Annotated in this window: 19 protein-coding genes and 1 tRNA gene; 13 read left to right on the forward strand and 7 right to left on the reverse strand. The window is 32.9% G+C overall.

What is annotated here, in order from left to right; all coding sequences use genetic code 11:
* Positions 1-115: 115 nt before the first annotated feature.
* A complete protein-coding gene (gene polA / locus ACHZDT_RS06075; RefSeq protein WP_394773742.1) occupies positions 116-2,953 on the reverse strand; it encodes a DNA polymerase I in 2,838 nt (945 codons plus the stop codon).
* 410 nt (positions 2,954-3,363) lie between these two features.
* On the opposite strand from polA, the gene ACHZDT_RS06080 reads away from it, so the two are divergent.
* The 8 genes from ACHZDT_RS06080 (at position 3,364) to ACHZDT_RS06115 (ending at position 8,413) form a co-directional block, all read left to right on the forward strand.
* On the forward strand, positions 3,364-3,627 hold the full coding sequence (locus ACHZDT_RS06080) for a hypothetical protein (RefSeq protein ID WP_394773743.1): 264 nt from the start codon (positions 3,364-3,366) through the stop codon (positions 3,625-3,627).
* A 50-nt stretch (positions 3,628-3,677) separates the two neighbouring features.
* Positions 3,678-3,875, forward strand: a complete 198-nt coding sequence (locus ACHZDT_RS06085) for a hypothetical protein (protein ID WP_394773744.1) — start codon at positions 3,678-3,680, stop codon at positions 3,873-3,875.
* Between the two features lie 51 nt (positions 3,876-3,926).
* Positions 3,927-4,118: a hypothetical protein gene (locus ACHZDT_RS06090; protein ID WP_394773745.1), complete on the forward strand. Its 192-nt coding sequence runs from the start codon at positions 3,927-3,929 to the stop codon at positions 4,116-4,118.
* Between the two features lie 188 nt (positions 4,119-4,306).
* Positions 4,307-4,981, forward strand: coding sequence for a response regulator transcription factor (locus tag ACHZDT_RS06095; protein ID WP_394773746.1), 675 nt, complete (start codon positions 4,307-4,309; stop codon positions 4,979-4,981).
* A 9-nt stretch (positions 4,982-4,990) separates the two neighbouring features.
* Positions 4,991-6,328: a sensor histidine kinase gene (locus tag ACHZDT_RS06100; RefSeq protein WP_394773747.1), complete on the forward strand. Its 1,338-nt coding sequence runs from the start codon at positions 4,991-4,993 to the stop codon at positions 6,326-6,328.
* A gap of 106 nt (positions 6,329-6,434) precedes the next feature.
* Positions 6,435-6,623, forward strand: coding sequence for a hypothetical protein (locus ACHZDT_RS06105; RefSeq protein ID WP_394773748.1), 189 nt, complete (start codon positions 6,435-6,437; stop codon positions 6,621-6,623).
* A gap of 177 nt (positions 6,624-6,800) precedes the next feature.
* Complete coding sequence (locus tag ACHZDT_RS06110; RefSeq protein WP_394773749.1) at positions 6,801-8,036, forward strand: metallophosphoesterase; 1,236 nt, start codon at positions 6,801-6,803, stop codon at positions 8,034-8,036.
* Between the two features lie 74 nt (positions 8,037-8,110).
* Entirely contained in the window at positions 8,111-8,413 is a 303-nt protein-coding gene (locus ACHZDT_RS06115) for a co-chaperone YbbN (RefSeq protein ID WP_042566267.1), read from the forward strand.
* A gap of 24 nt (positions 8,414-8,437) precedes the next feature.
* Here ACHZDT_RS06115 and ACHZDT_RS06120 read toward each other — a convergent pair whose 3' ends face one another.
* A complete protein-coding gene (locus ACHZDT_RS06120; RefSeq protein WP_394773750.1) occupies positions 8,438-9,073 on the reverse strand; it encodes a polysaccharide deacetylase family protein in 636 nt (211 codons plus the stop codon).
* Positions 9,074-9,165: 92 nt separating this feature from the next.
* Positions 9,166-12,444, reverse strand: a complete 3,279-nt coding sequence (locus tag ACHZDT_RS06125) for a protein O-mannosyl-transferase family (RefSeq protein ID WP_394773751.1) — start codon at positions 12,442-12,444, stop codon at positions 9,166-9,168.
* A gap of 246 nt (positions 12,445-12,690) precedes the next feature.
* On the opposite strand from ACHZDT_RS06125, the gene ACHZDT_RS06130 reads away from it, so the two are divergent.
* Positions 12,691-12,761: transfer RNA gene (locus ACHZDT_RS06130), tRNA-Gln, on the forward strand.
* A 201-nt stretch (positions 12,762-12,962) separates the two neighbouring features.
* Here ACHZDT_RS06130 and ACHZDT_RS06135 read toward each other — a convergent pair.
* The 3 genes from ACHZDT_RS06135 to ACHZDT_RS06145 all read right to left on the reverse strand — a co-directional run bounded on the left by ACHZDT_RS06135 (position 12,963) and on the right by ACHZDT_RS06145 (position 16,269).
* Positions 12,963-13,769, reverse strand: a complete 807-nt coding sequence (locus ACHZDT_RS06135; protein WP_394773752.1) for a helix-turn-helix domain-containing protein — start codon at positions 13,767-13,769, stop codon at positions 12,963-12,965.
* 68 nt (positions 13,770-13,837) lie between these two features.
* Positions 13,838-15,253, reverse strand: coding sequence for an aldehyde dehydrogenase family protein (locus ACHZDT_RS06140; protein WP_394773753.1), 1,416 nt, complete (start codon positions 15,251-15,253; stop codon positions 13,838-13,840).
* Positions 15,254-15,444: 191 nt separating this feature from the next.
* Entirely contained in the window at positions 15,445-16,269 is an 825-nt protein-coding gene (locus ACHZDT_RS06145; RefSeq protein WP_394773754.1) for a universal stress protein, read from the reverse strand.
* A 175-nt stretch (positions 16,270-16,444) separates the two neighbouring features.
* Between ACHZDT_RS06145 and rimP the strand changes: the two genes are divergently transcribed.
* Genes rimP through infB form a run of 3 tightly spaced genes read left to right on the forward strand, consistent with a single transcriptional unit; the run spans position 16,445 to position 21,119 of the window.
* A complete protein-coding gene (rimP, locus tag ACHZDT_RS06150) occupies positions 16,445-16,909 on the forward strand; it encodes a ribosome assembly cofactor RimP (RefSeq protein WP_213295285.1) in 465 nt (154 codons plus the stop codon).
* A gap of 13 nt (positions 16,910-16,922) precedes the next feature.
* Complete coding sequence (gene nusA, locus ACHZDT_RS06155; RefSeq protein ID WP_065448016.1) at positions 16,923-18,170, forward strand: transcription termination factor NusA; 1,248 nt, start codon at positions 16,923-16,925, stop codon at positions 18,168-18,170.
* Positions 18,171-18,218: 48 nt separating this feature from the next.
* Positions 18,219-21,119 carry a translation initiation factor IF-2 gene (gene infB, locus ACHZDT_RS06160; protein WP_394773755.1) on the forward strand — a complete coding sequence of 967 codons (2,901 nt, stop codon included), beginning with the start codon at positions 18,219-18,221 and terminating at the stop codon, positions 21,117-21,119.
* Positions 21,120-22,635: 1,516 nt separating this feature from the next.
* Here the strand turns inward: infB and ACHZDT_RS06165 are convergent.
* Complete coding sequence (locus tag ACHZDT_RS06165; RefSeq protein WP_394773756.1) at positions 22,636-23,025, reverse strand: SPOR domain-containing protein; 390 nt, start codon at positions 23,023-23,025, stop codon at positions 22,636-22,638.
* Positions 23,026-23,244: 219 nt separating this feature from the next.
* Here ACHZDT_RS06165 and ACHZDT_RS06170 point away from each other — a divergent pair.
* On the forward strand, positions 23,245-23,461 hold a 217-nt coding region (locus tag ACHZDT_RS06170; RefSeq protein ID WP_394773757.1), incomplete at its 3' end, for a c-type cytochrome.

The raw sequence follows: 23,461 nt of genomic DNA on the forward strand, positions 1-23,461 counted from the left end.
TTTGTCATTTCGACGGAGGAGAAATCACATGTGCTGAATCCATACAGTACGTTGCTCTCTTGATGAGATTTCTCCTGCGTCGAAATGACAAAGATTGTTTTAAACTCTAAAACTATTAATGCGCTGCAAGCCAATCTACACCTAGACCAATTTCTACATCTAAAGGAACACTCATTATAAAAGCATTTTCCATTTCGTGTTTAATCATTGGCTGAATTTTCTCGAGTTCATCATTGTGAACATCGAACACAAGCTCATCATGAACCTGAAGCAGCATTCGTGATTTCCAGTTTTCTTCTTTTAGTTTTTTATGAATGTTGATCATCGCGATTTTGATCACATCGGCAGCACTTCCCTGAATTGGTGCGTTTACGGCATTTCGTTCAGCAGCACTTCTAACAACCGCATTTGCAGAGTTAATATCTTTTAAGTATCGGCGACGGCCTAAAATAGTTTGTACGTATCCTTTTTCACGTGCAAATTCTATTTGCTCATTAATATAAGACCTTAATCTTGGATATGTTTTGTAATACGCTTCGATCAAGGCAGCACTTTCGCTACGGGATAATGAAGTCTGATTACTCAATCCGAAAGCAGAAACTCCATATATAATTCCAAAGTTTACCGTTTTAGCATTGCTTCTTTGTTCGCGGGAAACTTCTTCTAAAGGAACATCAAAAACTTTTGAAGCTGTAGCTTTATGAATATCTTCTCCATTTTGAAAAGCGGCAATCATATTTTCTTCTCCGCTTAAAGCGGCAATAATCCTTAATTCTATTTGCGAGTAATCGGCAGAAATTAAAGTATGGTTTTCATCGCGGGCAACGAAAGCTTTACGAATCTGACGACCTCTTTCTGTACGAATTGGGATGTTTTGCAAGTTTGGATTATTAGAACTCAAACGACCAGTTGCGGCAACAGTTTGCATATAATCCGTATGAACGCGTAATGTTTTTTTGTCTACTTGTTCCGGCAAAGCCAAGATATAAGTGCTTTGTAATTTGACCATTTGGCGCCAATCTAAAATTTCTTTTACAATTGGATTATCGTTTGCCAAATACGTTAAAACTTCTTCGCCGGTTGCATATTGACCGGTTTTGGTTTTCTTTTGTTTCGCTCCGCCAATTTTCATTTTGTCAAATAGAACATCTCCTAATTGTTTTGGAGAAGCCAAATTGAATTTTTCACCTGCAGTTTCGTAAATTTTTAGTTCCAAAGATTTAATTTCGACCTCCATTTCCTTAGACATTGCGCTTAAAAATTCAACATCTAACCTGATTCCTTCGGTTTCCATAGCAGCTAAAACACTTACTAACGGAATTTCGATTTCATCAAATAACTTTTTAGTTTCGGTTTTGTCTAATTCGGCAGTAAAAATTTCTTTTAATTGCAATGTAATATCAGCATCTTCTGCGGCATATTCCTTGATATCTTCAAGCGCAACATCGCGCATTGTGATTTGGTTTTTTCCTTTTTTACCAATTAAAGTTTCAATTGATTTTGGAGAATATTTTAAATACGTTTCTGCTAAAATATCCATATTATGGCGCATATCAGGATTAATCAAATAATGCGCGATCATGGTATCAAAAAGTTTTCCTTTTACAACAACGCCATAATTAGAAAGGATTTTTAAATCATATTTTAAATTCTGACCAATTTTTTCGATGTTTTCATTTTCAAAAAACGGTCTGAATTTCTCGATTAAAACCTGAGCTTCTTCCTGACTTTCCGGAAACGGAACGTAAAATGCTTTTCCTTTTTCGTAAGCAAAAGAAATTCCGACTAATTCAGCGTGTAAAGCATCTAAACCAGTAGTTTCGGTATCAAAACAAACAGAAGTCTGTTTTTGTAAATTTTGTAAAAGCAATTTAATTCCTAAATCGCCTTCAATTGCTTGATAGGAGTGAGGTGTGTTTTCTAAAGTATTGTAAAATGAAGTTCTTTCTGTGCTTTCGTCTGTTGTTGCACCGCCTCCAAAAAGATCAAATTGATCGTCGTTCCTTGGTTGTGGTTTTTTGTACAATTTGGCATCATCACCTTTGTTTGCTAATTCATTTCCGCCACCAAATTTGAACAAATTATCAAATTGTTCCGCCATTCTTCTAAATTCCAATTCCTGAAAAATAGCATCTGTTTTCTCGATATCAGGACGTGAAAGTTCATAATCATTTTCGTTGAATACAACATCACAATCACATATAATAGTAGCCAGTTTTTTAGATAAAATTCCTTTTTCTTTATTGGCTTCAATATTCTCTTTCATTTTACCTTTCAGTAAATGCGTATTTTCAAGAAGTTTTTCCATTGTGCCAAATTCTTTCAGGAACTTTTTGGCAGTAACTTCACCAACGCCAGGTAATCCCGGAATATTATCGACAGCATCGCCCATCATACCCAAAAAGTCGATTACTTGTTCCGGTCTTTCGATTTCAAATTTTGCCAAAACTTCAGGAACTCCCCAAATTTCGATACCATTTCCCATTCGGGCAGGTTTGTACATAAATATATTTTCAGAAACTAATTGAGCAAAATCCTTATCTGGTGTAACCATAAAGACTTTATAGTTTTCTTTTTCGGCTTGTTTTGCAATTGTTCCAATTAAATCATCGGCTTCACAACCTGCCATTTCAATAATAGGAATGTGCATTGCTCTTAATAAATCCTGTATATAAGGTATAGCAATTTTAATAGCTTCGGGCGTTGCATCACGATTGGCTTTATAATCAGAATACATTTCTGTTCTAACCTGACTTCCTTCTTTATCAAAAGCCACGGCTAAATGATCTGGTTTTTCACGTTTAATTACATCTAAAAGCGAGTTCATGAATCCCATGATCGCTGATGTATCCATTCCTTTAGAATTAATTCGAGGATTTTTTATAAAGGCATAATAACCACGAAAAATTAATGCATACGCATCAAGAAGAAAAAGACGTTTTTGAGTTGACATAAAAAAAATATTAGTCTGTAAAAATAAACAATTGGGTTTTAAAAATGATTCTGTTCTGAAAAATAAACACAAATTTAAAACGTGTAGATATTTTTACCCTATATGTGTTGTAGAGGCGCACAGCAGTGCGTCTCAGGTTCAGGATATTTTTAACCATATAAGTAATATAAGTTCATTATAGCAGCGTGCGCTTCGTAGAGGCGCACCACATTGTGGAGACGCACAGCAGTGCGTATAACATTTCATTGATAAAATTAAATGAACTTATATTACTTATATGGTAGAAAAACACCCAATAGTTAATGTCAAGTTAAAATATTTATGTTCCGGGTTTTCTTCATTTTGTCTTCATATTACAGAGGTACATTTGATCTATAAAATAAAGGGTATCAATTTAAATCTTAGAAAATATGAAATCGCAGATTCACGAAAACAAAAAAAACAATAAACTACGCTTGAGTAAAAATTTATTGATGTTATTAGTTGCCGTTTTAGGAACAAGTGTAATGGTTACAGCAGCTCCGGCTCCGGTAAAAAAAGCTCCGGCAAAAGAAGTTAAAACAACTCCTGTAAAAGAAGTTAAAGCTACAAAAGAGCCAAAAGCGAAATCCGGTAAAAAAGCAAAATCAGAAAAAATTGAAGCTCCAAAATCAGAAGCTAAAGTAAAAAAATAAACAAAAGGTATTATAAAATAAAATGTTATTAATTTAAAATATTAGAAATCATGAAAAATGCATTGATGTTATTAGTTGCAGTTTTAGGAACAAGTGTTATGGTAAGCGCATTTCCTGCAAAAGATGTAAAAACCGCTCCCGTAAAAGAAGTAAAAGCGACAAAACACCCTAAAAACAAATCTGATAAAAAAGTGAAATCAGAAAAAAGTGAGGCTCCAAAAGCGGAAGCTGTTAAAGTAAAAAAATAAGAAAAAGTTATTATAAAATAAAAGGTTAATTAATTTAAAATATTAGAAATTATGAAAAATTTATTTATCGTATTAGTAGCACTTTTAGGAACAAGTGCAATGGTTAGTGCTCAAACAACTCCAACTCAAACAGCTCCGGCTAAAGAAGTGAAAGCTACAAAACACCACAAAAGCAAAACTGACAAAAAAGCGAAAACTGAAAAAAGCGAAGCTCCAAAGGCAGAAGCAACTAAAATGAAATAATACGAATTGTTTCTGTTTTATTTTCAAAGATTGTAAAGTAAGCAAAACAGAAGTAATGATTATGAAGAATGCAGATGGGAAAGCTGGTAAAGAAATTTATCGGCTTTTTTTGATTCGTTAATTTTTTAATAATGCGTAACGGTATTTTTTATAATTGCTTAAATTTAGTTGCGCTTAAATGCTGTGATATGAATATTTTAATTGTTGAAGATAATAAGGAACTTGCTGTAGAAGTTTATGATTTTTTGTGCAATGTAGGTTATGTTTGTAAAATTGCCCATAATTGCGCCGATGCTTTAGAAGAGGTAAGCAGTAATGATTATGATGCAATGCTGCTTGATCTTGGTTTGCCTGACGGAGATGGTTTTGATGTTTTGAAAACGGTTAGGAAAACAAAATCAAAAATGGCTGTAATTGTGCTTACGGCACGTGGCGAATTAGACGACAGAATTAATGGTTTGCATCTTGGTGCCGACGATTATCTGACAAAACCCTTTGCTTTGACTGAATTAAGTGCGCGATTGTTTGCTGTGATTCGCAGGATTCATGGTTTTACTTTGAACAATTTGAGCATTCATGGTTTTTTGTTGCAACTTCAGGATTATAAAGTGAGTTATGATGAAATCCCAATTAGCCTTACCAAAAAAGAATTTGATATTTTTCAATATTTAGTTCTGAATAAAAACCGAGTAATTACCAGATTACAATTGACAGAACATATTTGGGGAGATATTCTGGAGGTAAATTCAGATTCTAATTTTATAGATGTTCATGTTCGAAATCTCCGTAAAAAACTCGATAAACATACTACGATAGATTGGTTTGAAACTGTTAGAAATGTTGGTTATCGTATAAATGAATAAATAAGTATTGTGAAGATAAAACATCAATTGGCTATTTTTAATGCACTAACAAGATTGTTGGTGATTTTAATTTTATGGCTAATGCTGCCTATTTTGGTTGAAAATGTTGTTTACAGACATATTAATAATGGATTGCTGGAGAAAAAGCAGAAATTCATAGATCATTTAGACCGAAATGAGATTAATGATTTTATCGAAAATTCAGATGATTCAACCGAAACTTATTCTCAATTTTCTACATTACACAGTGAGTTTTTGGTACTTTCAAAATCTCCAATAAAACCCCATCAAAAGAAAGTTATTTTTACTAATGAATACCGAATTATTGAAGGTGAAGAAAATGAATATAGAATTTTACAATATCATTTTGTTTATGAAAATCAGGCATATCAGCTGGAAATAGGAAGCAGTCTTGGCGAAGTAAACGACCTGACTTTTATCATTAGGTTTTTTATTATAATTGTATTTGTAGTGATACTCTTTATTACTTTTTTGGCAGATACTTTCTATATCGAATATTTGCTAAAGCCTTTTTATAAAATTATTGACACAAAAATCAGGCGAGTCAATGAACCTGAAGCTTTTGATCATACCCCAATAAAGGCAAGGTCGAGGGATTTTAGAGAACTTGATTCGGTTTTAAATCAGATGATGGATCGCATTGCAGAGCTTTTTAAAAAAGAAAAACAATTTATTTCTAATGTTTCTCATGAATTGCTCACGCCAATTGCCTTGCTTAAAAACAAGTTCGAGAATTTGCTTCAAAATGATTCTTTAGATGATAATGCTTTTGATAAAATTGCAGGCTCGCTTAGAACATTAGACATGTTAAAAAAAATCATCAATAACTTATTACTAATTTCCCGAATTGAAAACAACCAATATGCAGCAAACGAAGATGTAAATTTTCATGAGATTATAACGAATCTTCAAGAGGATTTGCAAGACAGGATTGATGATAGAGAAATTCAGTTTTTAAATCAAATGCAGCATGATTTTAATTTTAAAGGAAATAAAACGCTGATTCATATTTTGATTTATAATTTAGTTACTAATGCTATAAAATATAATAAGCCAAACGGAAGTATTATTGTAGCCGATGGTTTTGTAGAAAATAATTATTTCATTTCTATAACGGATTCCGGTATTGGAATGAATGCTTCTCAAATCCAGAATATATTCAACAGGTTTGCCAGAATAAGTTCAGATCAGGATGGGCAAGGTTTAGGGCTTGCAATTGCTGATAGTATTGCTTCTTTTCATCATATAGAGATTAAAGTGACTTCGGTAATAAATGAAGGTGCAAGCTTTATGTTATTGTTTCCTGAAGTTTCAAAAACACAATAAAAAGTTAATTTTGCGAGAGTAGTTCAATCTTCATTTAATCTTCATTTAGTGATTATATCTTTGAGGTATAATAAATGAAAATAATAATAATCATAAACTACAAATCATGAAAAAATTAGTAATGTTAGCAGTAGCTGTTTTAGGAACAACTGCAATGGTAAGCGCTCAAACAACTCCAGCACAAACAACTCCTGCAAAAGAAGCTAAAGCTCCTAAAAAAGACAAAAAAGCAGATAAAAAAGCTAAAAAAGCAGAGGCTAAAGCAGAAGCAGCTAAACCAGAAGCTAAAAAATAATACGACTTTAGTTTACATCTGTAAACTATGTTGTGGATTAAAAGGTTTTAAAAAATTTGGTAGAGAAAAGGCTGATAGAGAAATCTATCAGCTTTTTGTTATTAATTGAGTTAAATTTTTGATAATAAAAAGCAATAAAAATTTCATTCTTTGTTACTTTGCTTAAAACTATAAATAATGATCTTACGTTTTGTACTTCTATGTGCTCTTTTTTTATTTATTGAGTTCTATTCCTATCAAGCCTTTCGTACTTTAATAAAATTAAGATGGGTTTTGGTAAGTTATCAAATTATAAGTTTACTGCTTTTAATTTTTATCATTTACTCTTTTACACAGTTTGATCGTTCTGTTGGGCAAACCAAACAAACCATGTTTACAATGGGATTATTGTTGCTGGTTTATGTTCCAAAAATAGTTTTAACGCTGGTAATGTTCGGAGAAGATATTTTTAGAATAGGGGCAAGCATCCTGAATTATTTCATGTACAATGCTTCACGTTCTGAAATGATGCCAAACCGACGAAAGTTTATCAGTCAGATCGCTTTGGGTTTAGCAGCTGTGCCATTTTTATCTTTAATTTACGGAATTTTTGAAGGAAAATATAATTTTAAGGTATTTAAACAAACAATCTATTTTCCAGATTTACCGGATGCTTTTGATGGTTTTAAAATCACTCAGATTTCAGACGTTCATAGCGGAAGTTTTGATAATCCGGACAAAATAAATTATGCGATAGATTTGATTAATCAGCAGGAAGCAGATATGATTTTATTTACAGGAGATATTGTAAATACTCATGCTAAGGAAATGCATCCGTGGTTAGAAACTTTCAATAGAATTAAACCTTATAAATACGGGAAATTTTCTGTTTTAGGGAATCATGATTACGGTGAATATGTGACATGGCCTTCTGAAAAACAGAAAGATGAAAATTTTGAGGAAATAAAAAAGCTATATGGTCAAATAGGTTTTGAACTTTTATTAAACGAACATACTTATATTCAAAAAGGCGCTGATAAAATCGCACTGATTGGAGTTGAGAATTGGGGTCAGAATTTTAAAAAGGCAGGAGATTTAAATAAAGCTTCCCAAAATGTACATCAGGACGATTTTAAGGTATTAATGAGTCATGATCCTAGTCATTGGGAATATGAGATTAAAAATCATCCTAAAAACTTTCATTTAACATTATCAGGTCATACGCACGGTATGCAATTCGGGATTGAAATTCCTGGATATTTTAAATGGAGTCTGGCGCAATATATTTACAAACAATGGGCTGGCTTATACGAAAATGTAGGCCGATACGTTTATGTAAATCGCGGATTTGGTTTTCACGCTTATCCGGGAAGAGTGGGTATTATGCCTGAAATAACAGTAATAGAACTAAAAAAAGGGAACAATGTGGCTTAATTCGTTAAAAATGCTACATTTGTATATAAATATCTCTTTTTAACAGATTAAAAAAGAATTAAATTTTTGGTTATATGTCAAAATTTGGAGAACTTATAAATGCTCAGGTTCCAGTGTTGATTGATTTTTACACAGATTGGAACGAATCATCTGTATCAATGCATCCTGTAATTAAGGATGTTGCGGCTGCGCTAGGCGATAAAGCCAAAGTGATTAAAATTGATGTGGATAAAAATCAGGAGTTAGCAGAAGCACTAAGAATCAAAGGGCTTCCTACTTTAATGATTTATAAAGAAGGGCAAATGATCTGGAGACAATCAGGTGAACTTGATGCAAATACAATCATTGGAATTGTCCAGGATCAATTCAGCGTATAAAAAATACTTCTTTACTGATATTATTTAGTGAATAATATCAAATGTATATCCGTTTTCTTTTAAAAAGTGTAAGGTTTTAGGCAACGCAAATTTTAAATTAGGCGAGGCTTTTATGCTGTCATGAAATACAATTACACTTCCGGATTTTACATTTTTAGTAACATTTTCAAGACATTTTTCAGGAGTTATAGTCTGATCAAAATCAGCGCTTAAAACATCCCACATAATAATCTTATATCCCAGTTTTCTTAGAATTTTAGATTGAGCCTTTTTTATTTTTCCGTAAGGAGGACGAAATATAAGGTTGCATGTTTTTTCTTCTTCCAGAACGGCAGCACAATTCTTAACACTTTCGATATAGTCATCAGTTTGGCTTTTCCAGCCGTTTATATGATTCATCGTGTGATTCCCTATAGAATGTCCGTCTGTAATTAATTTTTCGAATAAAGATAAATTAGCTTTTATATTTTTTCCAATGCAGAAGAAAGTAGCCTTTGCATCAAACTTTTTTAATTCAGATAAAACCCAGTCTGTAATCTCCGGAGTTGGTCCATCATCAAAAGTGAGGTAGATCTTCTTTTCATTGTTTGGGATATCCCAGCAATACTTAGAAAACACCGTTTTTATAAAAGAATTAGTTTTTACCCAATAAAAGCTCATTTTAAATTGATTTGCAGATATGTAAAAATAAAAAATGCAGCGCTATATATCAAGCAGCGCTGCATTTTTTTTATTGCTATGTTTTTCGTATATTATTCTTTTTCTCTTCCAAAACGTTCAAAAACGTTTACATAAGTATTAAAAGTGACTTTTTGTTTCTCGTAGAAAGCAATATCTTTATGGTCTTTCATAACCTGTAATAAGCTTCTGTAACGCTCAATATCAGTAATAATATCAATTGCTAAATCAGTTTGATCGCCAGGTGTTAAAGTAGCATAATAGTTTAGTTCTTCTTTATATTTCTGAACTAGTTTATTAAGCAAATCATGTGCTTTTGCAGTTTCTCCCACTTTATAATATCCTCCTGCAAAAGGTTCAACTAATGAATAGTATCCAAATTTATCCAACGGCATTTTTGTTATTGCTAAATTGATAACATTTTTAGCTTTATCAATTTTACCTTCTACAATAAGCTGGTCCATTAAACGGGATAAATTTGTACGGTATGTAATGCTGTTTCTTCTGGTTTCCGGATCATGATAAATGTTGCCGTTGCTATTGCCCCAGTCCCATTTCATTACAATATCATACATTTTATCAGCATCAATTTGCCCCATATCCATTGGTCCGCCATCTTTTGAAGGCGTATTTTTAACAGGAACTAATTTGTAGACCATTCCGTCAAGTTGTAAGTAATCTTTCAACCATAAATAATCTTCATCGTCAAAAGCGCCTCCGCTAAAATAAATTGGTCGTTTCCAATCGTTATTAGCAAGGATATCCAGCATCATTAAACGATTTTTATAAAGTGCGCTTCCTTTGATATCAATATCCATGTAAGGAACGATTGAATCATTGTATTTAGGATTAACAACTTTGTTTTTGATGATCGTATTTTTATCAACAGGAACTCTGATTTTATTTGTTGGATAAAAATGAATTATTTGTCCGTTTTGCAAACCTACAGTTGATTTAGGATTCTTGATAAAATCAATAAAATCCTTAATGTTCCAGCGTGTATCAATTTTTTGAATGTAAGCTACATAATCCAGTTTATCACCTACATATTCGTCATGTGTAAATGATATTGGTAACGGATCAGATTCATAAGCTTTCGCCTTCATTTGATCAATATACCAATCTGTCATAAATAAGCTTGTATTTACAATTTTAACATCGGTTCTAATACCTTCAATTTCCTGAGCATACCATAATGGGAAAGTGTCATTATCTCCTATAGTAAATAAAATACCATCTTTATCACAGGAATTTAAATATGCTTTGGCCATTGCAACCGCAGTATATTTTCCGGATCTGTCGTGATCATCCCAGTTTTGAGATGCCATTAAAACCGGAGCGGCTAATAAACTTGCCGCAATAATAACCGGACCGGCAATTTTAGGGGCAATATATTTCTGAATGCTTTCATAGAGCGAATAAACTCCAAAGCCTATCCAGATAGCAAATACATAAAATGATCCTACAAGGGCATAATCTCTTTCACGAGGCTCAAACGGTCGCTCGTTTAAGTAGATTTTTAATGCAATCCCGGTAAATAAAAACAATGCTAAAAGCACATAAAAGCTTTTAAGATCTTTATTTGCGTGATACATTAGTCCAATAAGTCCTAATATAAATGGTAAGAAGAAATAAACGTTTCTTCCTTTATTGTTTAAAACATCTGATGGCAAATTGTCTTGTGATCCAAGGTGTAATGAATCAAGCGCTTTGATACCGCTAATCCAGTTTCCGTCAAGATTGTCGTATTTTCCCTGAACATCACTTTGACGTCCAACAAAATTCCACATTAAATATCTAAAATACATATATCCAAATTGATATTCGAACATAAAACTGAAATTATCTACTGTTGTTGGTTTTTCGATGATTAAATAATCGCCGTAGCTTCTTAGGAATTTAACGTAACCTTCGTTGTCAATTTGTTTTTGAGAATAGGCTTTTCTGAATTCAGAAATTGTTTTTTCAACTTCAGTACGCAATTGCGCTGTCGCTTTATTGTATTCTTCTTCGCTTAACTGACTTGCATCAATTCCGTATTTTCCTAAATCCTGTTCATAATCGTAATTAGGATTTATCTTAAATTTAGGAGGATTTGTAAAACTGATGTAGTTTTGAATGTGTCCGGTTTCAGTACTCCACATTCTTGGCAGAATCGTTTTTTGATTATCGTCTGTATTTTGACTAGCGTTTTTAAAATTATTGGTAATGATATATTTACCCGTTTTATAATCTCTTTCGTAGTTAGGGTTTTTGTCTGAGTAAGGATTTTTTGCATCAAGACCGGCAAAAACTTCTGTGTATTGAGGTCCGTAAAACAAAGGATTTACTCCGTATTGTTCACGATTATAGTAGGCTAAAACTTCGGCAGCATCAGATGGTTTATTTTCATTAATTACAGTATTCGCATTGGCACGAACCGGCAACATCATCCAGGTTGAAAATCCAATAAAAATAAATAAGACACAAAGTATTATAGTATTATAGAAAACAAGTCCTTTTTGTCTGGTATATTTTAATCCAAAATAAAAGAACGCAATTAAAAATAAAACCACAAATAGAGTTCCGGAATTAAAAGGCAATCCCATGCTGTTTACCATAAAAACTTCGGTATCTGCAAAAGCTTCCATAGTCAATGGCAGAAGCAATTTGAAAATAAATAGCAAAACTCCAATTACTACAACATTAGCAATAAGAAAGTTTTTGATAGTAACTTTTTCATAATGTTTAAAGTAGTAAAGAAATCCTATTGAAGGAATGGTTAATAAAGCCATAAAGTGAACTCCAAATGAAAGTCCTACAACAAGCGATATAAGTAATAACCATTTGTTTCCTTTAGGTTCGTCCATATCTTGTTCCCAACGAAGACCAAGCCAGAAAAGCAATGCAATTAATAAAGAAGCCATTGCATAGACTTCGGCTTCAACTGCATTAAACCAAAAACTGTCTGAGAAAGTATAGGCAAGAGCTCCTACAAAAGAACTTCCTAATATAACAATTGAATTGTTTTGATTGATTTCGCTAAATCGAGCTATGATTTTTTTCAATATCATAGACGAAGACCAAAACAAGAATAGAATAGTAAATGCACTTGAGAAAACAGACATCATATTTACCATCACCGCTACATGTTGTGCGTCTATGGCAAACATGGCAAAAAATGCACCTATCATTTGAAATAAAGGCGCTCCTGGCGGGTGACCAACTTCTAATTTGGCTGCTGTGGCAATGTATTCTCCACAATCCCAAAAGCTCATTGTAGGTTCAACAGTTAGTGTATAAGTAATTAAAGCGATTGCAAATGCAAACCAACCAATAATAGTATTCCATTTATTGAAATTGAATTGTGCCATATTTAGGTGTTAAAATTTTGTATGTTTTCTATCCTACAAAGAAAATGTTTTTTTGTTTAAAGAAACGAGCATTAACAAAAAATTCTATAAAAGTATTTGATAAAAGTAACGTATTGTTTGCTAAATACTTGCGAGATTATTAGGGATTCTGAAGAAAAAAAAATGAATAAAAATGATTTTTTTTCATCAAAAAGTTTGCGCAAACTAAAAAAAGCTTTAAATTTGCACTCGCTTAACCGCTTTTACTGGTCTATGGTGTAATGGTAACACAACTGTTTTTGGTGCAGTCTTTCAAGGTTCGAGTCCTTGTAGACCAACAAAAAAGCCTCTCATTCGAGAGGCTTTTTTTATGCGATGAACTTTCACTGAATAACTTCCAATTTTAAACTTCCAAATTTCAATTCTGGAACGATAGAGATTGTTTAAATCTTTGATTTTCTGTTTATTTCTATTTGGTGGTATTTCTTATTCTGTCAAAACTGCGAGTTTATGCAATTTGGAATTTTAATTATCTGTTTTTATTTCAAAAGTAAGGAAGACGGAACAACTCCGAATTTCTTTTTAAATGAAAATGAAAAATGAGATAAATCTTCAAAACCAACTCCTATATAAACTTCTGATGGCGAATTTCCCTGATTGATTAAGTAATAAGCTTCCTGAAGCCTTTTGTTTAATAGCCATTTTCCCGGCGTTTCCTGAAAAACTTTTTGAAAATCTCTTTTAAATGTTGCTAAACTTCTGCCTGTGAGATAAGCAAAACGTGTTAGATGCACATTAAAATGAAAATTCTTATTCATAAAAGCTTCCAGATCTATTTTACCAGGCTCGTTAAAATCAAATAAGATATCTTTTAATTCAGGATTTACTTTGAGTAAAAGGTGAACGGCTTCTTTTATTTTTAAATGGAATAAAGCTTCGTTGTTTTCCTGTTCCACTTCAAGATAAGAAATAAGCGACTCCATGAAAGATTTGTAAAGCGGATTTGGAGCTAATGAAATCATTGCTTCAGAATCTGATTTTTTGTTGATTTTAAAATTAAGTTCTCTGTTTATTTCACGCAGAATTTCCTGATCTAAAAAAAGTGATATTGTTTTGAATTCTCCTCCTTCGGGTGGAATTTTCACGAATTTTGCTAAATGATTTCTTTTGCTAAAGCGAAAATCTCCTTCTTTTGAATGATACGTATTTTTACTGTCAGAAGCTATCTTTTCCCCTGAAATCTGATAGCTAAATACATGTTCCGGTATAAAATGTTCTCCCTCGCGACTACGCGCAAAATAGCAGGAGTATAGTATTTTTGGTTTAGTGATTATTTTTGCAGTCATGTTGTAAAATTACTAAAAGATCCGGAAAAGTCTTTTGTCCAAAAATTTCCGGATCTGTTTTTTTAAATTTATCGAATTAAGGCTTTTGGTTCAAGATAAGCTTCGAGTCCAATTGTGCCAAATTCTCGTCCGATTCCTGATTGTTTAAATCCTCCAAAAGGCGCCATTGGATCATGACCAATTCCGTTTATTTGTACTCGTCCGGCATTTATTTGTGATGCAACTTTGTGAGCTCGGTTTTCGTTTGATGAACTTACATAAGCTTGTAATCCGTAAGTAGTATCGTTGGCAATTTCAATTGCTTCTTCTTCGGTTTTATAAGTAATAATAGATAAAACAGGGCCGAAAATTTCTTCCCTTGCAATTCGCATTTGATTGTTTACGTTTACAAAAACCGTTGGTTTTACAAAATTTCCTTTTTCTAAACCTTTCGGTTTTCCTAATCCGCCTATTAGAACTTCGGCGCCTTCGTTAATTCCAATCTGAATATAACTTTGAACGCGTTCATATTGTTTGCTGCTTACCATTGGTCCAACTGAAGTCGTTTCGTTTTTTGGATTTCCAACAATAGTGTTTGAGACTACTTTTTTTACAAGTTCTTTTACTTCTTCTATTCGGTTTTCTGGAACTAATAACCTGGTTCCTGCAATACATGCTTGTCCGCTATTCATATAAGCAGCAATTATCGCAAGCGGAATTGCTTCTGCAAAATTTGCGTCATCAAGAATGATATTTGGTGATTTTCCGCCAAGTTCAAGTGTGACGCGTTTCATGGTTTCCACAGCTTCTTTCGCAATAATTTTCCCAACATTTGTAGAGCCTGTAAAGGAGATTTTTGCAACATCAGGATGTCGGCTTATTTCTGCTCCAACTATTTCTCCTAGTCCGTTTACAATATTGAAAACACCTTTTGGTAATCCGGATTCGTGCAGGCATTCGGTAATTAATTGAGTTTGCTGCGCACTCATTTCGCTTGGTTTTATTACCGCGGTACATCCTGCTGCTATTGCGGTCGAAAGTTTACTGCAGATAAAACCATTGCTTGAGTTCCACGGAATAATAATTCCAACTACGCCAAGTGATGTCATTTGAACTTCTGATTCTCCCATTGTTTTGGTGAAATCATAAGTGTTTAAAAGTCGAATTGCCGATTGAAAACTTTTTAGCATATAAGTGTAGCTAATTGTTGCAAATTGAAGTGTTCCACCGTATTCTTCAACCGTTACATTGATAAATTCTTCTTTTCTTTTTTCTATAGAAGATTGAATATTTTCTAAATATTGAATTCTTTCTATTGTTGTGGTTTTAGAGAAAGTTTTGAATGCTTCTTTAGCTGCGGCTATTGCTTTTTGTGTGTCTTTTTGATTTCCTAAAAGTACTTTTCCCAGTTTTTCATTTGTTGTTGGACTAATAAGATCGAAATATTCTGTCCCTTCCGGAGTTGTGAATTCGCCGTTAATGTAAATTTTGTCTATTGTTTTCATGTTTGTATTTTATGATTTTATTTGACAAAGATCCAAATTAACAGCACGGGCGACTTTGTTAGAAAGCTCAAAGAAACTTTGTTGAAAAGCTCATTAAGATTTCTTTTTTATTTTGAAGTTTGTTGTTCTTATTGCATAAAAAAACCTCCGATAAGAGGTTTGTTGATGTAATAGATTTAGTAAGATATTTTTTAAATTTTAAATGTTAGAACTGGTTTAACAGCATGATTTACCAAACCTTCGCTGATGCTTCCGTTAAAAAAGTGAGCAAAACCTGTTCTTCCGTGTGTGCACATTCCAATAAGATCTGCATTTATGCTGTTTGAAAAATTGATGATTCCTTTTTCAATATTAGTATCATTATAAATATGTGTTTCGTAATTGGTAAGGCTAAATTCACTAGCGAAATCATTCATCGATTTTTCTACAACGTGAGTAGGCTTAAAACTGTTTGGAGTGCAAATTGTAACTAAGTGTATTTTTGATTCAAATGATTTTGTAAAGTTTAAGAGTTTTTCGAAAGGTTTTTTTGTTTCGTCAGAAAAATCAGAGGCAAATACAATATTTGACGTACTGAAATTTGTAATGTTTTTTTTGATAACCAAAACGGGTATTTCAGAATTACGAACTACTTTTTCAGTATTAGACCCAATTAGTAATTCTTCGATTCCTGAAGAGCCGTGAGATCCCATTATGATTAGATCCACGTCATAATCTTTGCTTACTTGTGAAATTCCGTGAATTGGTTTATCCATTTTTACAATTTCAGTAACCGAAATATCATCTAAATAAGGTCTTGATGAAATTTCGTCCAGCATTTCGTTGGCTTTTTTCATAAAAAGCATGGTTTCCGGAATACTTGCTCCGCCTAAAACCGCATCACTCATTTGGCTTGGTAATTCAAGCATGTGCAAAACGATAATTTCGGAGTTGTTTTTTTTAGCAATTTGTGCTGCCACTTTTAAGGCGTCTTCTGCGTGTTCCGAGAAGTCAGTAGGGACTAGAATTTTTTTCATAGTTTTTTGGGTTAAATAATGTGAAATTCTATTGTTTTAATGCTCTTATAAAGATAAGAAATATTTTTAGAGCAATCTATTTATTTTGATTTATAAAAAAAACACTATATTTGCACCGTTATTTATTAAAATCTAAATAATGAGGGGACTAAGTGTCCCCTCTTTTTATAAAATTATGACATTTAAAGAAAAAGTAAACGGATTAATTGCAGAGGCTCTTTTAGAAAAGCCATCTATCTTTTTGATTGATCTGAGTATTTCAGACTCTTTCAAAATTAGTGTTGGTTTAGACGGTGATAATGGAGTAGCGCTGCAGGATTGTATTGATGTAAGTCGTGCAGTCGAGAATAATCTGGATCGTGAAGAGCAGGATTTTTCGCTTGAAGTAGCATCGGTTGGAGTAGGATCACCCTTGAAATTTACAAGACAATACATAAAAAATATTGGTAGAACATTGATTGTTACTACAAATACTGAAAAAATTGAAGCAGAATTAGTGGAAGCTAACGATGTTTTTATAATTTTGTCTTGGGAAGCAAGAGAACCGAAAAAAGTAGGAAAAGGAAAAGAAACAGTTCAAAAAGAGCAACAAATACCTTATACAGAAATTAAAGAGGCAATTGTTACAGTAACATTTTAATTAAAGAATTCGCATGGAAAATTTAGCATTAATCGATTCATTCTCAGAGTTTAAAGATAATAAACTTATTGATCGTGTAACGCTTATGGCAATTTTAGAGGATGTGTTTAGAAATGCATTGAAGAAAAAATACGGTTCTGATGATAACTTTGACATCATTATAAATCCTGATAAAGGAGATATGGAGATTTGGAGAAGACGTGTAATCGTTGCTGATGAGGATCTTGATTTTGAGAACGAAGAAATTACCCTGACTGAAGCGAGATTGATCGAAGCGGATTTTGAAATTGGCGAAGAAGTTTCTGAAGAGGTTAAATTAATTGACTTAGGAAGAAGAGCTATTTTAGCTTTACGTCAAAACTTAATATCTAAAATTCACGAACACGATAATACAAATCTTTACAAGCAATTTAAAGATATTATCGGTGATATTTATACTGCCGAAGTGCACCACGTTCGTCCAAGAGTTGTTATTTTAGTAGATGACGAAGGAAACGAAATTGTGCTTCCAAAAGAAAAACAAATTCCATCTGACTTTTTCCGTAAAGGAGATAATGTTCGTGGAATTATTGAAAGCGTTGAATTAAAAGGAAATAAACCTCAAATTATTATGTCTAGAACTTCAGAGAAGTTTTTAGAAAAATTGTTTGAACAAGAAATTCCTGAAGTATTTGACGGTTTAATTACAGTTAAAAATGTAGTGCGTATTCCAGGTGAAAAAGCAAAAGTAGCTGTGGATTCTTATGATGATAGAATTGATCCGGTTGGAGCTTGTGTTGGTATGAAAGGTTCTCGTATTCACGGAATTGTTCGTGAATTAGGAAACGAAAATATCGACGTAATCAACTATACAAGTAATATTCAATTGTTTATTACAAGAGCATTAAGCCCTGCAAAAGTTTCTTCGATCAAAATTGATGAAGAAAATAAAAGAGCCGAAGTTTTCTTGAAATTAGAAGAAGTTTCTAAAGCAATTGGTAGAGGAGGTCATAATATAAAATTAGCGGGTCAGTTGACAGGTTACGAGCTGGATGTTATCAGAGAAGGTGATGTTGCCAGTGGTGAAGATGATGACGTTGAATTAACTGAGTTTTCAGATGAAATTGAAGGCTGGGTTATCGAAGAATTTGCAAAAATTGGTTTAGATACAGCTAGAAGTATCTTAAAGCAAGAGGTAGAAGATTTAGTTAGAAGAACAGATTTAGAAGAGGAAACTATTCTTGATGTTATGAAAATACTAAAAGAAGAGTTTGATAGCTAGTTATCTGCTCTAACAACACAACGAAAAAGGTAATAATAAAAAGGTTATATGTCTGAAGAGAGAGTAATAAGAATAAACAAGGTTTTAAGGGAATTAAATATTTCGTTAGAAAGAGCTGTTGATTATCTAAAAGATAAGGGAATTGCTATTGATGCAAATCCAAATGCGAAAATTTCTGATAGCGAATTTAATATCCTACAAAGCCAATTTGCGGGCGATAAGGGGAACAAAGAAGCTTCTAAAGAAGTGGGTGAGGAGAAAAGAAAAGAAAAAGAAGCTTTGCGTGTAGAACGTGAAAAAGAAATTGAAGACAAACGCAGACAAGACGAAGAGCGCCAAAAACAACAGGAAATTATAAAAGCGAAAGCAGTTGTAACAGGACCTGTTCAAGTAGGTAAAATTGATTTGAATCCAACTAGGAAACCTGCAGTTGTTTCTACTCCTGTTGAGGCACCAGTTAAAACTGAAGAGCCTAAAGCAGTTGTTGCTCAAACTCAAACAGAAAAACCTGCTCAAAAAGAAGTTGTACAGACTGAACCAGTGGTTCCTGTAGTTTCTGAAGAGAAAAAGGTAGAAAAACCTATTATTACAGAAAAAGTAGAGAAAGTAGATAAAAAAGAAGCAAAAGTAGAGAATACTCCTAAAGTAGCACAAGAGCCAGTTGTTTCAACTGATCCTGCAACTGCAGAAGAGACAATCACTACTCAGTATCAAAAATTATCCGGAACTACTCTTACAGGTCAAACAATTGATTTATCTCAATTTAATAAACCTAAGAAAAAGAAAGAAGATCCAAAGATAACTCCTAATAAACCAGGAGCTCCGGGAGCTGGAAATAACGCGAATAAAAATAAGCGTAAAAGAATTGCGCCTAAACCGGGAACTCCGGGAGCGCAAAAACCTACTACAACTCATCCACCGGGAACTCCAAATCCTAATAAAATTACACCAAATACTGGTGGTGGAGGTTTTAATGCTAACAGAAGTGCAAGACCTGGATTCGTAAAAGGAAACCGTCCTGCAATTGTAGCTAAAGTTGAGCCTACTGAAGAGGAAGTAAAAAACCAAATTAGAGAGACTCTTGAAAAACTTCAGGGTAAAGGTGGAAAATCTAAAGCCGCTAAATACAGAAGAGATAAAAGAGATACGCACCGTCAGAAATCTGATGAAGAGCAAAGAGCAATTGATGAAGGAAGTAAAACTATTAAAGTTACAGAATTCGTTACTGTTGGTGAAATTGCAATTATGATGGATGTGCCGATTACTAAAGTAATTGGAACTTGTATGTCTCTTGGTATCATGGTTACCATGAACCAACGTTTAGATGCTGAAACATTAACTATTGTAGCTGATGAATTTGGTTATGAAGTTGAATTTATCACTGTTGATATTGAAGAAGCAATAGAAGTTGTTGCAGATAGAGAAGAAGATTTAGTGTTTAGAGCGCCAATCGTTACTGTAATGGGTCACGTCGATCACGGTAAAACATCTTTACTGGATTATATTCGTAAAGAAAATGTTATCGCTGGTGAATCTGGAGGTATTACACAACACATTGGAGCTTACGGAGTAACTTTAGATAATGGTCAGAAAATAGCATTCTTAGATACTCCCGGTCACGAGGCGTTTACCGCGATGCGTGCACGTGGAGCTCAAGTTACTGATATTGCAATTATTGTAATTGCTGCGGATGATGATATCATGCCACAAACAAAAGAGGCAATTAGTCATGCTCAGGCAGCTAGTGTGCCAATTATTTTTGCCATCAATAAAATTGATAAGCCCAACTCTAATGTTGAAAAAATAAAAGAGAAATTAGCAGGTATGAATTTACTTGTTGAAGATTGGGGAGGAAAAATTCAATCACATGATATTTCTGCAAAAGTAGGAACTGGTGTGAAAGAATTATTAGAAAAAGTATTATTAGAAGCTGAGATTCTAGATTTAAAATCGAATCCTAATAAAGCAGCACAGGGAACTGTCGTTGAGGCTTTCTTAGATAAAGGAAAAGGATATGTTTCTACTATATTAGTTCAACACGGAACTTTAAAAGTGGGAGATTATATGTTGGCAGGTAAACATCATGGTAAAATTAAAGCCATGCATGATGAAAGAGGACATATTGTTTTAGAAGCCGGGCCGTCGACTCCGGTATCTGTTTTAGGTCTTGATGGTGCTGCGACCGCAGGTGATAAGTTCAATGTATTTGAAGATGAAAAAGAAGCAAAACAAATTGCATCAAAACGTTCTCAATTAATGCGTGAACAATCTGTACGTACACAAAGACATATTACACTTGATGAAATTGGTCGTCGTATTGCTCTTGGTCAGTTTAAAGAATTGAACGTAATCCTTAAAGGAGACGTTGATGGATCTGTCGAAGCATTGTCAGATTCGTTCTCTAAACTTTCTACTGAAGAAATCCAAATTAACATTATCCATAAAGGAGTTGGAGCAATTACTGAAACTGACGTTATGTTGGCTTCTGCATCTGATGCGATCATTATTGGATTTAACGTTCGTCCTGCTGGAAATGCGAGACAACTTGCTGATAAAGAAGAAATCGATATCCGTTATTATTCTATTATCTATGCTGCTATCGATGACTTGAAAGATGCGATGGAAGGAATGTTAGCTCCAGAGATGAAAGAAGAGATTTTAGGAACAGCTGAAATCCGTGAGATTTTCAAAATTTCTAAAGTGGGTTCAATCGCTGGTTGTATGGTTATGGATGGTAAAATCATGAGAACTTCTAAAATTAGAGTTATTAGAGATGGAGTAGTAGTGCATACAGGAGAACTTGTTGCATTGAAACGTTTCAAAGACGATGTTAGAGAAGTTGCTAAAGGTTACGATTGTGGTATTCAAATTAAAGGTTATAATGACATTGAAGAAAGAGATGTTATTGAATCATACCATGAAGTTGCAATTAAAAAGAAATTGAAATAATACTCAATAAATATATTTTAAAGTCCCAATGAAAATTGGGACTTTTTTTGTTTTATTTATTTTAAGAAATTTATTAGCAGCGCTTAATTTGAAGTATTTTATTTTATAAAAATTTATATAAGTCATCATAAATAATATCAGGATGTTAATTTAAAATGTTCTTTGCTATATATCTTAATTGAAATCTTTAACTGATATTGTATTTAGAAGAGTTGGGTTTTTATTTAGTTTGTCTTTTATACATTAATAGATTTCTTGATTAATTGAAAGTTCGTGGGTATCGATGAGATTGTTATGTTCAATTAATATGAAACATAAATGAAAGAAAATCTTAAGTTTTGTAAAAATTTTATTGATTCTTTTGCGTATTATTTTTCCATTTAAGGGTAACCGTTAATTGATTTAAGATGATGAATAGTTTATGTAATATACTTCAACTGGTTTGTGATTTATGGCAAGTTAGGTAATATTTAAGGAGTGAATTGATTTGCTTGATGTGAATTAGTTCATAATCACGGATGAAATGTTGTTGAAATAAATGATTAATGAGTTTGTAAACTGAAGCTTATATGAGATTGAAAATAATTCATATTATTAGCGAGTTTGTAAATATGGTTTCAATCTAATAAGAATCAACTTGTATTTGCAAACGTTGAGCAATTAATAGAAATATTGCCTGATTTACTATATGGCTACTTATCCGAAGAGGAACTGCCAAATAGTTTACTCCTGTTGTAGTTGTCGCCAGAATCTGGTACTGAAATTTACGCACTTGATTTAGAAATAAAAAGACCGCCGAATCTATAAAAAGCATTCGCTTTATTCAAGCTGCGAGTAATACTAATTTGACATTTCCATCGGCAGTTTAATCTTTTGAGCCTACTTTAGGAATCAAGATTAGTGAAGTGAAAACACCTAAGTTATAGGTGCTTATGCGTAGGGTAATGACAGTTGCAGGATTGTCTGCTTATGCCGTTTAAAATTATATCGTAGCGTCCATTTATGATTAATAAAGTAAAAACATGCACTCCTGAACAAGAAATGTGTTGCATAAAGTTAGGTTGTTTCCTTGTGTACACGCTGCTGTTAATTGGTTTGAGCGTTGGTTTTTAGTGGAATTTTCCTGATAAGGAGAACGAAATTTTAAAGAAGGGGCATGACTTTCGCGAAAGCTTTGTAGTTTGCAAATGCGCGTTGGAATAGTGATGTAGAAATGGGTAGAATAACGAAAAAACTCTAGTAGATTGTCCTTATGCTGATAGTGCCTTTAAAAGTAATTTGATAGCAGTTAAAGAAGAGTTTTCTACTGTATTTGGTGATAGAGTTATTAAAAGCAGAAAATAATTTATAAAAAGTAAGTATTATTGCTTGAATTAAGTGAAGTTTTTCTGCAGTTATTATATATACAGGCGGATATTTTTATGATAGTGAATACACTCTTTATTAAAAGTAAATATCAAAAAAAAGCAACTCAAGGGAGTTGCTTTTTTAAGTAAATATGGTGTTGTTTTTAAAATTACTTACTTGGTTTTATTAGAAAAACACTTTTATATTTTTTCTTAATCTCAGCGAGATTTCGTTCTGCTTCTATTCTTGTTTTAAAATTTCCAACCATTACTTTATAGTTTGGTGTGTTAAAAATTATTGTTCCATCAATAGTGGTGTATTCTCTTTTAAAATCAGACAGGGTTTTTTTAGCTTCCTCGCTTTTACCACTAAAAATTTGGATTTTATAAGTGTCATTTGTGTTTATTGACGTGTTAATTTTACGCTTGTCAGTCAATAGTTGCTCAAATTTGGCATCTTGATTTACTGTTAAATTTTGGTCTTGAGCATGAATATTATACGCTAAAGTGAACATTGTTAACGTTAAGAAAAGTCTTTTTGAAGGGGTTAAAATTCTCATAATGTGATGGTTTTTATGCAAAAATAGTATTTAAAAATTGTATGGAAAATTTTGATATTATTTAGAATTGATATAAATTGATATTTAAGAGTATTTTAAGGTTTTGAGAATAGTTCATAAGTCGTATTTTTGTGCAAGTTTTAAAAGAAGGTATTAGTTTTTCGTTGATTTGATATAGAAAAAATCATACCAAAAATTAGTAGATAATTATTATACTATATGAAAAAGGTGGGTAACCATAATTCGATCTCAAGAAAATTACTACTTAGCTTATCGCTAACGTTAATTTTCTCCCTAACTTCATTTGCTCAAGATGCTGCTGCTCCGGCGGCGCCTCAAGCTGCTGCTCCGGCTGCTGCTGCAGGTGGTGATCCAGTAAAAGGGAAGGAACTTTTTAATGCAAATTGCGCTGCATGTCACAAATTAGATGCTAAAT

Source organism: Flavobacterium sp., assembly GCF_043722275.1.
Classification (GTDB): Bacteria; Bacteroidota; Bacteroidia; order Flavobacteriales; family Flavobacteriaceae; genus Flavobacterium.